This window comes from Paenibacillus beijingensis (assembly GCF_000961095.1).
GTDB lineage: Bacteria > Bacillota > Bacilli > Paenibacillales > Paenibacillaceae > Paenibacillus_O > Paenibacillus_O beijingensis.
The window spans coordinates 3,944,085-3,956,987 of sequence record NZ_CP011058.1 but is presented as its reverse complement, the minus strand read 5'-3'; the positions used below and the strand labels follow the sequence as shown (position 1 = coordinate 3,956,987).

General features: G+C 54.1%; 10 protein-coding genes and 4 pseudogenes. All 14 read right to left on the bottom strand.

Features of this window, described 5'->3' with window-relative positions:
• Nucleotides 1-65 precede the first annotated feature (65 nt).
• The 14 genes and pseudogenes from ruvB to VN24_RS17800 all read right to left on the bottom strand — a co-directional run bounded on the left by ruvB (nucleotide 66) and on the right by VN24_RS17800 (nucleotide 12,854).
• On the bottom strand, nucleotides 66-1,073 hold the full coding sequence (gene ruvB / locus VN24_RS17855) for a Holliday junction branch migration DNA helicase RuvB (protein WP_045671511.1): 1,008 nt from the start codon (nucleotides 1,071-1,073) through the stop codon (nucleotides 66-68).
• A 224-nt stretch (nucleotides 1,074-1,297) separates the two neighbouring features.
• Complete coding sequence (ruvA, locus tag VN24_RS17850; RefSeq protein WP_045671510.1) at nucleotides 1,298-1,918, bottom strand: Holliday junction branch migration protein RuvA; 621 nt, start codon at nucleotides 1,916-1,918, stop codon at nucleotides 1,298-1,300.
• On the bottom strand, nucleotides 1,915-2,418 hold the full coding sequence (gene ruvC / locus VN24_RS17845; RefSeq protein WP_045671509.1) for a crossover junction endodeoxyribonuclease RuvC: 504 nt from the start codon (nucleotides 2,416-2,418) through the stop codon (nucleotides 1,915-1,917). The genes ruvA and ruvC overlap by 4 nt, the downstream gene beginning before the upstream one ends.
• 554 nt (nucleotides 2,419-2,972) lie before the next feature.
• Nucleotides 2,973-4,142 carry an RNA-guided endonuclease InsQ/TnpB family protein gene (locus VN24_RS17840; RefSeq protein WP_045671508.1) on the bottom strand — a complete coding sequence of 390 codons (1,170 nt, stop codon included), beginning with the start codon at nucleotides 4,140-4,142 and terminating at the stop codon, nucleotides 2,973-2,975.
• Nucleotides 4,139-4,550, bottom strand: a pseudogene (tnpA, locus tag VN24_RS17835) (IS200/IS605 family transposase). The gene VN24_RS17840 and the pseudogene tnpA overlap by 4 nt, the downstream one beginning before the upstream one ends.
• A gap of 24 nt (nucleotides 4,551-4,574) precedes the next feature.
• A pseudogene (locus tag VN24_RS28475) lies at nucleotides 4,575-4,688 on the bottom strand (helix-turn-helix domain-containing protein); the annotation flags it as partial.
• Between the two features lie 426 nt (nucleotides 4,689-5,114).
• A pseudogene (locus VN24_RS28720) lies at nucleotides 5,115-5,183 on the bottom strand (TGS domain-containing protein); the annotation flags it as partial.
• Between the two features lie 105 nt (nucleotides 5,184-5,288).
• On the bottom strand, nucleotides 5,289-5,918 hold the full coding sequence (locus VN24_RS17830) for a BofC C-terminal domain-containing protein (RefSeq protein WP_045671507.1): 630 nt from the start codon (nucleotides 5,916-5,918) through the stop codon (nucleotides 5,289-5,291).
• Nucleotides 5,919-6,088: 170 nt separating this feature from the next.
• The gene (locus tag VN24_RS28255; protein WP_052703025.1) at nucleotides 6,089-8,461 is read right to left on the bottom strand and encodes a LysM peptidoglycan-binding domain-containing protein; all 2,373 of its coding nucleotides are present in this window, start codon (nucleotides 8,459-8,461) and stop codon (nucleotides 6,089-6,091) included.
• 220 nt (nucleotides 8,462-8,681) lie between these two features.
• Nucleotides 8,682-8,903: pseudogene (locus VN24_RS17820) on the bottom strand (branched-chain amino acid aminotransferase); the annotation flags it as partial.
• A gap of 76 nt (nucleotides 8,904-8,979) precedes the next feature.
• Complete coding sequence (gene pheA, locus VN24_RS17815) at nucleotides 8,980-9,855, bottom strand: prephenate dehydratase (protein ID WP_045671505.1); 876 nt, start codon at nucleotides 9,853-9,855, stop codon at nucleotides 8,980-8,982.
• On the bottom strand, nucleotides 9,852-10,829 hold the full coding sequence (gene thrB, locus VN24_RS17810) for a homoserine kinase (RefSeq protein WP_420798577.1): 978 nt from the start codon (nucleotides 10,827-10,829) through the stop codon (nucleotides 9,852-9,854). The genes pheA and thrB overlap by 4 nt, the downstream gene beginning before the upstream one ends.
• Nucleotides 10,830-11,076: 247 nt before the next feature.
• Nucleotides 11,077-12,363: a homoserine dehydrogenase gene (locus VN24_RS17805; protein WP_045671503.1), complete on the bottom strand. Its 1,287-nt coding sequence runs from the start codon at nucleotides 12,361-12,363 to the stop codon at nucleotides 11,077-11,079.
• Nucleotides 12,364-12,416: 53 nt separating this feature from the next.
• A complete protein-coding gene (locus tag VN24_RS17800) occupies nucleotides 12,417-12,854 on the bottom strand; it encodes an ACT domain-containing protein (protein ID WP_045671502.1) in 438 nt (145 codons plus the stop codon).
• Nucleotides 12,855-12,903 lie beyond the last annotated feature (49 nt).

The following is a 12,903-nucleotide window of genomic DNA, read 5'->3' as shown; positions in this document are numbered from 1 at the left end:
TCGATCGCTTACTTCTATTGCGCTGCGCGCATATCGTTTCCTCTTTTGAAAGACGGCCTCTTCGATTATTCCGCGTCCGGAAGCGGAAGTCCCAAATGCTTATAGGCTAGCTGCGTCACGAGCCGTCCCCGCGGCGTCCGCTGCAAAAAGCCGATTTGCATCAAATAAGGCTCATATACGTCCTCGATTGTCTGGCTTTCCTCGCCGATTGTCGCCGCAATCGTGTCGAGCCCGACCGGCCCCCCGCGGTAATTGGCAATCATCGCCTGCAGCATTTTGTGATCGATCCTATCCAGGCCGAGCGGGTCCACCTGAATAAGACCTAGCGCCTGCTCGGCAAGCTCGGGAGTTATAATGCCGCTGCCCCTCACTTGGGCGAAATCGCGCACCCGCTTCAGCAGCCGGTTGGCGATCCGCGGCGTCCCCCGTGCGCGCAGCGCGATTTCCGTCGCAGCGTCGCCCACCATGCCGATGCCGAGAATTTCCGCCGATCTGGCAATAATAAACGCGAGCTCATCCGTCTGATAATATTCCAGCCTGCTGACAACGCCGAACCGGTCGCGAAGCGGAGCCGATAATAGCCCTGCGCGTGTCGTCGCGCCGATAAGCGTAAACGGGGGCAGCTCAAGCCGCACGGAACGGGCGCTTGGACCTTTGCCGATCATAATATCAAGCGCAAAATCCTCCATCGCCGGATACAGCACCTCCTCCACGGAGCGGTGCAGGCGGTGGATTTCGTCGATGAACAGCACGTCCCCTTCCTGGAGATTCGTCAGCAGGGCGGCGAGGTCTCCTGGCCGTTCAATCGCGGGTCCCGAAGTCGTGCGCAGATTGACGCCAAGCTCGCTGGCGATAATATTGGACAGCGTCGTTTTGCCAAGGCCCGGCGGACCGTACAGCAGCACGTGATCGAGCGCCTCTTTGCGGAGCTTTGCCGCCTCGATAAACACTTTCAAATTTTCCTTCACTTGCGATTGTCCGATATACTCGGACAAATACCGGGGACGCAGGCTGAACTCCACCGCCTGATCTTCCATCATCAGGTTCGCGGATATCATCCGCTCGTCGTCCATTTCGAGTCCTCCTTAAGGTTTTGCCGGAGGCAAAACCAACTTCGTAAGCATAAGCCAGGTTTTGCCGGAGGCAAAACCAACTTCGTAAGCATAAGCCAGGTTTTGCCGGAGGCAAAACATCGTAAGCATAAGCTACGGTTTTGCCGGAGGCAAAACCAACTTCGTAAGCATTCGTTCCGCTTTTGCGGCTGCAAAGCCGCTGCGTAACCGTCAGCGCCTGACGGTTAACCTTTGAAAAGCTGCTGCAGCGCCCGTTTCATCAATGCGTCAACCGATTCTCCGGGCTCGCAGGCACCGCCCATTCCTTCCCAGGCGCGGTCGAGCTCAGCCGCCGAATAACCTAGCGCGGCCAATGCCTCGCGAGCTTCCGACCATACCGGGTAACGGTCCGGCCCCGCCGTCTGGCCGACAGCTTCAGCCTCCCACATCGTCTCGATGGAGGCTGCGCTCATCGCGAGCTTATCCTTCAAATCCAAAATCATCCGCTGGGCGGTCTTCTTGCCGATGCCCGGCAGCCGGGTCAGAAAGGACAAATCTTCGCGGTGGATCGCCGCGACTACCGCTTCCGGACGACCGCCTCCCAAGATGCCGACCGCTACTCTCGGCCCGATTCCAGATACTTCTAGTAATTTCCGGAACAACGCCTGCTCCTCGCGCGTTTGAAATCCGAACAGCAGTGCGGCGTCCTCCCGGACATGATAATGGGTATAAACGGTAACCGCATCCTCGTTTTTGGCAAACGCATAGGGATTGGGCGTGATAACTTGATAGCCGATATCTCTGACGTCTATCACGATGGAATCGCTCTCCAAGTGGACGACACGTCCCCGTACATAATCGATCATTTGCGCGACACCTCGTTAATTTTTTGCTGCAGGACAGCGGAGTGGGCATGGCAAATCGCCACAGCGAGCGCATCGGCCACATCGTCCGGCTTCGGAACCGAAGACAGCTTCAGGAACATACGGACCATCTCCTGCACCTGCCGCTTCTCCGCCTTGCCGTAGCCGACAACGGCCTGCTTAACCTGTAGCGGCGTATATTCAGCTACGGGCAGCCCGCGCTGGGCGGCAGCCAATATAATGACGCCTCTAGCCTGCCCGACAGCAAAAGCCGTCGTCACGTTGCGGTTAAAAAACAGCTTCTCCACCGCAACGGCGTCCGGCTTGTACTTCTCTATCAGCGCAACCGCCGCTTCATATATTTGAAGCAGCCGCTTCTCCGGCGCAGTACCCGCTTCGGTCTCAATCGACCCGTACTGCACCGGCGTAAGCTTGCTCCCGACCTTATCTACAAAACCGAATCCCGCAATCGCAATGCCGGGATCTATTCCTAATATCCGCAAGTCGCAATCTCTCCCCGCATTCCACCGGCCGGCCGTAACGAACAAAGCCGGTTTCTCTGATCGGCAACGGCGGCTATTTCGGAGCCGGCAGCCGCCGGACTTCCTCATTATAACAAAAGAAACCTATAATGAGAACACGCGTTTTTATTGTACTTTCGACACTCTCGCACACGCCAAAAAAGCCGTCTCATAACTGTTCACATAAACGAGACAGCCCCAAATAGAAGCAAAAGGTCCTCCGGTTCCCCTGGCAACGCGGAGTCGGAGGCCCTTTTTCGCTAAACCTGCAACGGTGCAGGTTTTATCGATCGAAATCGTATGTCGAGAGGGAGAACCTGCGATGGTGCAGGAATTCAGGGCATTTACGGCATGAACCTCCCCTGCCTACGCTCTGCTTAGAGGCAAGGGGTTTCTTACTAGCCATCCCGTTGCTTTCTACAACACAGCAGGTTTTCTGCTGTCTTTCGCTGCTTGCAGCGGAAATGAAACGGAATGGTTCTGTAAGCAACACTTTTGCAAGTGGGTGGGAACTCACCATCTACTACTTTTCGCTTTTACGCGATCCGTAGATACTTGATTGCTTCCGTTTTGCCCAAGTAACGGATCTCGCTATAGAGATGTTTGGACAAAATCCCTTTGCTGCCGTGAACATCCCGATGTTCGTTGTAACCGCAGCAGCACGTATAAATTCTTGCCGAAGACTTTTTCCTCCGGCCGCAACAAGGACATTGTTGACTTGTGTAACGTTCGTCAATCGTTTGGACGCCGATTCCGTATGCTTCAAGCTTGTAAGCAAGTTGCTTCCGGATTTTCCCAAAACTCCAATTGGACAGCTTCTGATTCACCGTTTTTCTTCGCTTCTTTTTCGTGTTGCGCTGGATTCCTTCCACTTGTCCGACGACGACCTCCTTCACCTCTTGATCTGCACACCACTGTACAAACGCTCGTGTCGTTTTGTGGATCGCGTCGTGTAATTGGCGCTCGCTTTTGCCTAGCATATACTTTCGGGCCCGGTTGTACTTCTTCCATTGACGGCTGCCTCTGATGCACTTGCTCATCCGCTTCTGAATTTCGGCAAGCTTCTTGTTACGAAGCCGATGAATGCTCCTTACTTTTCTTCCGGTCACGATGAGGGATTGGTTTGACGTCGTCGTCGCCGCAATCGAATGAATCTCGCCCAAGTCTACGCCCGCCACCTGCTCCCCTTCGTTTACGGGTGCCTCCTTGCCATCGTCATAGCTCATTGAGATCATCAGTTTCCGGTCAAATACAAGTTCAATTTCTTTGATGTCGGCATCAGGCAGGTGAGGAACGGTAATTTTGATCGGTTGCTGACGCTTGCCGCTATGCAAACCCAGACTGAGTTCGATCACACTGCCCTTGATTTTGAACGATTTATCGACCCATTTCGTGTTGTAGTATTTCTTTTTCTTGTACGGGTATTTGCAAGCCAAACCTTGCTTCTTCAATTGTCTGGCACTGTCTCTCGCAAACAAATATTTATGGGAAACCGCCTGCACCGATTGGGAATGAAGCGGAAACTGCTGTTTCAATGCGGCTTGAAGTTCTGTTTGACCAATCCATTTGCCGCCTCGCTGTAAGGAATACTCTTTCGCGACGGAAAGACACTGATTCCAAATTTCAGCTGAAATCCGGTTACACTCGAATAACCGGTTCAGGTCGGCTGCCGACGTTCGAAACGGTGTTTTAAGGCATCGAATCATGTTTGTTTCGCCTCCTTCCCTTGATGTTCAAAATATGCTTTCAATACCTCTAAAGGAGCGCCGCAAGCGGTTATGAGGCATAAAGCTTTGCGACCAGAAATATTCGTTCCAGAGCCGCTTTCGAACTGCAGGAAACTCTTTTTTGATGAGCCTGGAACTCGCACTTTTATACACATTGATAAATTTCGACAATTCCGAATTGGGATTGGCTTTGAATAGGACATGGATATGATCGTGGTCATGATTCCACTCGTTTAGGGTAACGTTATAGTTTTGCGCGATTCGTTCAAAAATGTCTTTTGCATGCCCGAAGATCGCATCCGTAATCACTTTTTGACGATAATTTGATGCAAAGAATGAGATGATAGTTGAGGGAAATACTGAATGGTTATTACTGTCTAATTTCATTGGCATACATGTTTTGTACCGATTTTGTTTGTCCAATAACGCACTATTGTAAGTTTGACGACACCATGCAATCCACGTATTCAGTTTTTCTTGTTGTAGGGTTGTTGGATAAATCTCAAATTTATAATTGAGCAGCATGGTTTCGCCACCTCCAGAACGTATGTTTGTAATTTTAGTATATCAAATTTGTCTTAGATAATTCCATTACTTTCTTTTCTTTTTCCGTTTCGGAACAAAAAAAGAGCCATTCATCCCCCATCTAAATGCTACGCATTTTGAGGAAGGGGAATTCTGGCTTTGGTTTATTAAACGTAAGATGGGATCGACAATAAAAGCATTTTTGCATGAATTTTTATGTAATCGATTAATTAATTAAAGGAATAGAGATGCACGAACGCATCTTTTTCAAACATATCCCTCATACAGAGCGTTTGGAGCGTTCGACGGCGGTATGAAATTGGGGAAGCATGGACGATTTGCGTTACAAAAAGCAGGCAGTAGAGCACTATAACGAACGAACCGGCCAAGGATAGCCCCTTGACCGGTTCGTTTACACTTTTAAAGCTTCAGCTTTTGGTCGAGCGGTACAATCCGTCCGTTCACCTTCGCGCCGATCGTCCGGTTGCCGACCTCGAAGGGCTTGATTGATACCGCTACTAACTTGCTTTTGAGACAGCCCCGTCTATCCAGTATGTGAAGTTAATCCGGCTCGTAATCCGGGGCCTGGCCGGCCAGAGGTCAGTTCGTTTTTGCGGACGCCGCTCTGCTGTTCAATGCGAATTCGGTGAAGGTGGACAGCACACTGTCGTATTCGTCCTTATCCTGCACCCGGATGCCGTTAATAAGCCGGTCCACTTCTTCTTTAGGCAGCGCGCTTTCCAGGTAACGCATATCGAGCTGAAAAAACGTCCGCACAACCTTTTCTTTTTTCGGCGGCCCGTCAAAAAGCGAAAGATTGCCGTTTTTGTCCAGACCGATCACCGCGTGTTTTTTGCACGTTTCAGATAAATCGTCCACACTCTCCGTCAGCTCGACGGCTCCGGTATTATCCAGCGTTGCCGTCCACTGCGGGTGCGAGCTGAGCAGATATACGACTTTTTTGACCGGCATTACGCCAAGCAGCTTCAGCTCTTCCCCGCACAAAAACGTGCGCCGTAGACGGACATTAACCGGAGGCTGTCCCGATTGAAGCCTGTCCGACAAGCCGGGAGCTGGTTCCCCTTCAGCATGATCGACGCTGCCGCCCGCCGATGCAGTACCCGCAAGCGGGCCCGAGCCGAGCAGCAGCAAACAGCACCCAAGCGTCAGCAGCGGCCGCCTGCCTCGGCGGATCCGTCTTTTTAAATTTTTCCAAAGGTTGAATTTCATCACCCCGAAGCTCCTTCGAATTCATTTTTTGCTATTGTTTCTCCGTATGAGATGAAATATTCGCCATACATGCCACTATGGACAACTTCCCTTCCCCCGCTGAGCATGAAAAAAAAGACCCCCGTGCCGCCGCGATCATCTTTGGCACGAGAGTCCATATTGTTCCGCTCTTAACTGTTAATCCAAGGTCTGCTGTTTCTTACCCGAATGCCGGGCGGTCTGGCACTGGCGGTGCGGACGACCGGTTTGCGGGCCTGCTTGAGGCTTGCGGTTTCCTTCGCCGGTTTGGAATGGGACTTGCCTTTTTTATCCGGTTTCCGCTCTGGTTCGGATTGAAGCGCGGTTGCAGCCTCTTCGGTGCGCGCCTCCTTGCCAATGCAGTTACAGTCCTCTTTCGCCCCCTTACCCGCCTCGGCAGCCTTATATGGATCGTATGAATAGCCGGGGTACGGATACGTATGCGGGTTCATAGCGGCCGCATTCAAAGGAGCCGGCCACCCGCCGTAACCGTACCCTGCCGTCATAGCCGGATAAATAGGCAGCGGCAAGTTTGGCTGAGCGGCGCCGCCCAAGGCGCCATAGCCCGGAAAGGTATACGGCATTATATTTTCCGCCCCAAGCATGGGATTGGCGTACGGCATTATATTTTCCGCTCCAAGCATGGGATTGGCGTACGGCATTATATTTTCCGCCCCAAGCATGGGATTGGCGTACGGCATTATATTTTCCGCTCCAAGCATGGGATTGGCGTACGGCATTATATTTTCCGCCCCAAGCATGGGATTGGCGTACGGCATTATATTTTCCGCCCCAAACGCGGGATTGGCGTACGGCATTATATTTTCCGCTCCAAGCGCGGGATTGGCGTACGGCATTATATTTTCCGCTCCAAGCGCGGGATTGGCGTACGGCATTATATTTTCCGCTCCAAGCGCGGGATTGGCGTACGGCATTATATTTTCCGCTCCAAGCGCAGGATTGGCGTACGGCATTATATTTTCCGCCCCAAACGCGGGATTGGCGTACGGCATTATATTTTCCGCTCCAAGCGCAGGATTGGCGTACGGCATTATATTTTCCGCTCCAAGCGCAGGATTGGCGTACGGCATTATATTTTCCGCTCCAAGCATGGGATTGGCGTACGGCATTATATTTTCCGCTCCAAGCGCGGTGTTGGCGTACGGCATCACGTTTTCCGACCCAGGCACGGGGGGATAAACTACATAAGGTGTGTATGGCGCGGGTGCCGCCGGCTTCGTTCCTGCCGCTCCGATATGGGCCGGGGCGTTATCGTTAGGGCCGCCAAAGCCTTCAGCACCGATAAATTCCTTTTTCGGCATCTGCGCAACCGGAGCGGCGGCGTTCAACAGTGATTCTCCCCCCGGCACATTAGGGTAAGAGCCGACGGACCAAGGGGATGTCTCGGCCGTCATCATCGGCGAACCCCATGTACTTGCAGGCATGACGGGATATCCGGTTCCCCATGCATCCGTTGGATATCCGCCTCCGGGCATCGTTCCCATTCCATGGTATGGATATGTCTGATTGGGCATCCCATAGCCACCGTAAACCGCCTCCGTATTTTCCGGCATTTTCGGAAAATCGTACATGGCTGCCGCATCGGCAGCAGGAACACCGTACTGTTCAAACAGATTAATGTTCGGCTGATACGGAAGAACGGCAGCCGGGGCAGGGTTCTCCATTTTTTTGATTTCGGGCATGATCTCGGGCTTTTTCATTTCGGGCTTTTTCGCTTCCGGTATCTTTGCCTCAGGCTTCTTCATTTCAGGCTTTTTCATTTCAGGCGCTTTAGCTTCAGGCACTTTCGCTTCAGGCAACTTCGCTTCAGGTGCTTTCGCTTCAGGCGCTTTCGCCTCAGGCATTTTCGCTTCGGGTGCTTTTGCTTCGGGCAACTTGGTTTCAGGCGCTTTCGCTTCGGGCAATTTCTTCTCCGGAACCGGAGCGGGGGCAGGCGGAGCGGGAAGCGGCGCCGGGACAGGCAGCGTGGACGGCTTCTGAATCATTTCGGTCAACGGCTTAACCGGAGGCACATTAGGTACAGGCGCCGTTGACGGCTTGCCCTGGATCGGCGCTGTATTCGGTTTTTCATGAATAGGGGCCACATTTCCGGCGGGCGGCACCGCGTTTACCGACTGCGGAAGAATGCCCGAGCCCGGCGGAATCGGGTTCGGCTCCTTCAACTCGGCAGCATCCGACAGCGAGCTTACTTTCGGGATATTGACGATATCACCGGTCATCAGAACACTCGGATTATTGATGTGGGGATTGGCTTTAATCAGGTCGCCGAGCGGAATTCCCCAAGCCTTGGACAGCTTCCACAGCGTATCGCCCTGCTTTACGAGATGCTGATGCATCACATTGTCCCCTGGCGCAGGAGACGGAACCTTTACCTTTAAACCGACATCGATGACGTCCGGGTTTTCAATACCCGGATTCAGCTTCAAAATTTCATCCACCGTCACTCCATACTTTTTGCCGATTAAGCTCAACGTGTCTCCTTTTTTCACGATATGGATCTTCACTCGCCAAATACCTCCTGTTCACGTTCTGGCATGCAGCGGCGCATGGCCTCCTGCCAATCCTTACATCCTATGCAGAAGATGGGCGGGTGTCGCCCTTTTTAAAAAAATAATATGAACGTGACCGATCACGAATGAGGCGAAAAAGCGGATAGACGCAAAAACACCGTCAAAGCCTGTAAGCTCCGACGGTGCCGGTCCATGATTGAGGAAAGTATGCGATTTAAAAAGCCCGTACGCCGTCGGTTTCGACCAAGCGGCGGAATTCGGCCAACAGCCGCAGCGTAACCGGGCCGGCTTGCCCTAAGCCGATCGTGCGGCCGTCCACTTCGCGAACGGCGATCACTTCCGCAGCGGTGCCGGTAAAAAAAACCTCGTCGGCCACATAAACGTCATGCAGCGTAAACGGCTCTTCCTTGAGCGGAAGCCCGAGCTTGCCGCACAATGACCTGCTCTGCCATCGCTGCCGCACCTCCGCTTTCATTTTGGTTAACGCTCATTGGCAGTCGTTGACGCCGAATCTAGCCTTGACGACCTTCATACGCGAACAGCGGATAAGAGCCGAGAATCCGTACCCCGCAGCCGATCGCTTTAATTTCTTCCAGCGCCGCCGGCAGCAGAACGGTGTCGAGCGCCATCTCGATTTCAATATAAAAATGATACGTGCCGAGCTGTTTCTTCGTCGGCCGCGACTCGATCCGCGACAGGTTGATGCGGCGCCAAGCGAATGCCGACAGCACCTGATGCAGCGCGCCCGGATAATCTTCCGGCAGCGTCACGAGAATGGTCGTCTTGCGGACCGGCGACTCCTTCAGCCTGAACGGCTCCTTCCCCACGAGCAAAAACCGCGTGAAGTTATTACTGTGATCGGTCACACCGGGAGCGAGCACGTCAAGCCCGAAATGCTCCGCCGCGATCGAGGTGCCGATCGCCGCCAGTCCCATGCCCGGATTCTCTTGCACGATGCGGACCGCTTCGGCGGTGCTGCTCACATTTTTCCAATCCGCATGCGGAAGATTGGCCCGCAGAAACTCCTGGCACTGCGCCATCGCAACCGGGTGACTCATCACCCGCACAATGCGGCCGAAGTCGATTTCGCCGTTGTCGCCCCGGCATTCGCTGCTGCGGCCGATCAGATTTTGAATCGACGGGTAGATCCATTCCGCCTGAATCGGCAAATCGACTTCGTGAATGAGCCAATCCAGATGCATACTGACCGATCCTTCGATCGTATTTTCAATCGGGATGACGCTGTAGTCCGTATCCCCGTTTACGGTAGACAAAAACACATCCGAGATCAGCTTCCGGTATACCCTGACGGCCCCATCGTTACCGCAAAGATACCGGGCCGCCTCGTCGGAAACCGTTCCTTCCGGCAGCAACGCTACGCTTATCATGCCCGCACTTCTCCTTTTATCCGCTCCATAAAGGGAACTTTCGCTTGTTCATCGGTTACCTCGGCGATTACCGGGCCGGTGACGCACGGCTTCAACCACATCGTATCAGCCGTTACCCCGGCTTCGGCAAACGTATCGATCAAATACTTTTCGAGCTCCCCCGCCCTTGGGCTGCCCGTTTCGCACAGCGCAAGCACCGTCGGGCCCGCCCCGCTTAGGGCCGCGCCGAGCGCGCCATGGTGCGCGGCGCCATCCAATATCTCCGCCATGCCGGGAATAAGCGCCGCCCGGTAAGGCTGATGAAGGCGGTCCTTCATCGCGGCGGCAATAAGGTGCAGCTGTCCGGACGCAAGCGCCGCAACAAGCAGCGAGCTGCGTCCCACATTAAAGACGGCATCGGCCATGCCGATTTGCTTTGGAAGCGCATGCCGCGCCTTCTCGGTCGAAAGCTGGAAGCGGGGAACCGCGACCAGCACATCGAGCGCCTGATGCGGCTCAAGGCGCACATGATCGGCGCGGCGGCCGTCAAAAGCGGAAATTACGATGCCGCCGAACAGCGAAGCCCCGACATTGTCGGGGTGCCCCTCCAGCTTGGAAGCCATCTGGAACAGCTTGTCTTCCGTCAGCGGGCTGCCGATCAATGCGTTCGCGGCAACAAGCGCGCCGACGATGGCGGAAGCGCTGCTGCCTAGCCCCCGGGTCAGCGGAATATCGCTGTACATCGTAATGTTCAGCTCAGGAACGGAAACGCCCGCCTCCCGAAATACGAGCTGAGCCACTTTATAAATCAAATTGTTCTTGTCGGCCGGAATGCTGTCCATACCGCTGCCGTGCATTTTAATTACTGTTTGTCCGTTCCCTTCGGCCATCTCGATCCATGCGAACAGCGAGAGCGCCATGCCGAGCGAGTCAAATCCCGGTCCGAGATTCGCTGTGCTGGCCGGAACTTTGACGATGATAGTACGCCCTGCCAATACGTTCACCTTCCAATTTGCGATTGATCCGTGAAAACGTTCCTTCCTTTCGGCTTAAGCCCGGGCGGCCGCGTACTTGCGATCAACCGGCTGCAGCGTGTACGAACGGACCGTTTTCATCGCATCCTCGCTTTTTCTCATCTGCAAAAACTCCTATCCTTTCGCGCCGCTCTGCTCCAGCGCGCGTCGCTGCGCTGCAATCTGGCGGTCCGTCACATGCGCCGCCCGCATGGGCAGCAGCTTACACTTAGCCTTCCACGCGGTAAATGCTTTTCACCTTGCGGATCACTTCGAGCGAGTCGAACGCCTGCAGCACTTTGTTCATCGCCGCTTTGTTCGCATCGTGCGTAATGACGATGATTTCGGCTTCCGGATTGTGCGGATTCGGCTGCTGCAGAACCGATTCGAGGCTCACTTCGTACTCGGCGAACACCTGCGTAATGCGCGCCAGCACGCCCGCTTTGTCGTCAACGTGCAGCAGCAAAAAGTATTTGGACGAAATCTGCTCGTCGGTTTTGAGCTTCGTTTCCTTGTATGACGCGACGTCCTGCAGTCCGTTGACCCCGATTTTCAAGTTTTTCACGACGGCGACAAGGTCGGCGACGATCGAGGTTGCGGTCGGAAGCTCGCCGGCGCCGGCTCCGTAAAACATCGTCTCCCCAACCGCTTCCCCGTGTACGTAGACCGCGTTGAACACGCCGTTCACCGAGGCGATCGGATGACTTTGCTTCACCATCGTCGGCTGAACGCTGACCGCGATTTGGTCGTCGCTTCTCTCCGCAATGCCGAGCAGCTTCACTTCGTAGCCTAAACGTTTTGCATATAAAATATCTTCTTTCGACACACCCGAAATTCCTTGTACGGAAACGTCCTCGAGCGCAAATTCGGCGCGGAAGCCAAGGCGGGCGAGAATCGTCATTTTGCGTGCGGCGTCCAGGCCCTCGACGTCCGAGGTCGGATCTGCTTCCGCATATCCAAGCTGCTGCGCTTCTTTCAGCACATCGAGGTAGGATGCGCCCTCCTGGCTCATTTTCGTCAAAATATAGTTGGTCGTCCCGTTGACGATCCCCATTATTTTCGTAATCCGGTCCGACGAAAAGCCTTCGATCAGCGTCCGGATAATCGGAATGCCGCCCGCCACGCTTGCTTCGTAAAACACGTCGCAGCGGTTCTCGGCCGCTTTGGCGAGTATTTCCTGGCCGTGCAGCGCCATCAAATCTTTGTTCGCCGTCACGACATGCTTGCCTCTCGACAGCGCCTCAAGGATATGCTGCTTTGTATGTTCAATGCCGCCCATCACTTCGACGACGACATCAATATCCGGATTATAAATGATGTCCGCAACATCTTCGGTCAGCTTCGATGCGTCGATGCTGATGCTGCGCGCCTTGTCCTTGTTTTGGACAAGCACCTTTTCAATGACAATCGGAGATCCGACCTGGCTGCGCAAATCTTCCTGATGACCTTCCACAATACGGACCACGCCCGTTCCGACCGTTCCCAGTCCGAGCAGTCCCACTTTTACCGGCTTCATATCGATTTCCTCCAACATTCAATTTTCCGTCAATCAGCTGTGATATCTGGCTGTTATCCTTGTCCGATTATGCTTGCGTTGCGTACGCCCTGCTGCTCCCGGATCTCTTCCAGAAGCTCGCTCATTTCCCCGGTCAGCGGCGCCGTATCGATGGAGATGACGGCATTGGCAAGCCCTTGCAGCGGAATGCTCTGATTGATGGTCAGCACATTTCCCCCTCGCCTGGCAAGCAATCCGAGCACGTTCGACAGCACGCCGGAGCGGTGTTCCAAATCCATCGACAACGTCACGATATGTCCCCGCTCCAGCTCGCTCAGCGTGTACACGCCGTCCTTATACTTGTAAAAGGCGCTCCGCGACAAATCGGCCCGTTCCACCGCCTCGTGCACGGTAGCCGCTTCTCCCCGCTTGAGCATGTCCTTCACCGCTACCGTCTTGACGATCGCTTCGGGCAAAAGATCCTCGCGGACGACGTAGTAACGTACCGCCATCAAAACGTCCTCCTATAAAAGACAGTTGTTCTTATATAGTGGACATTAT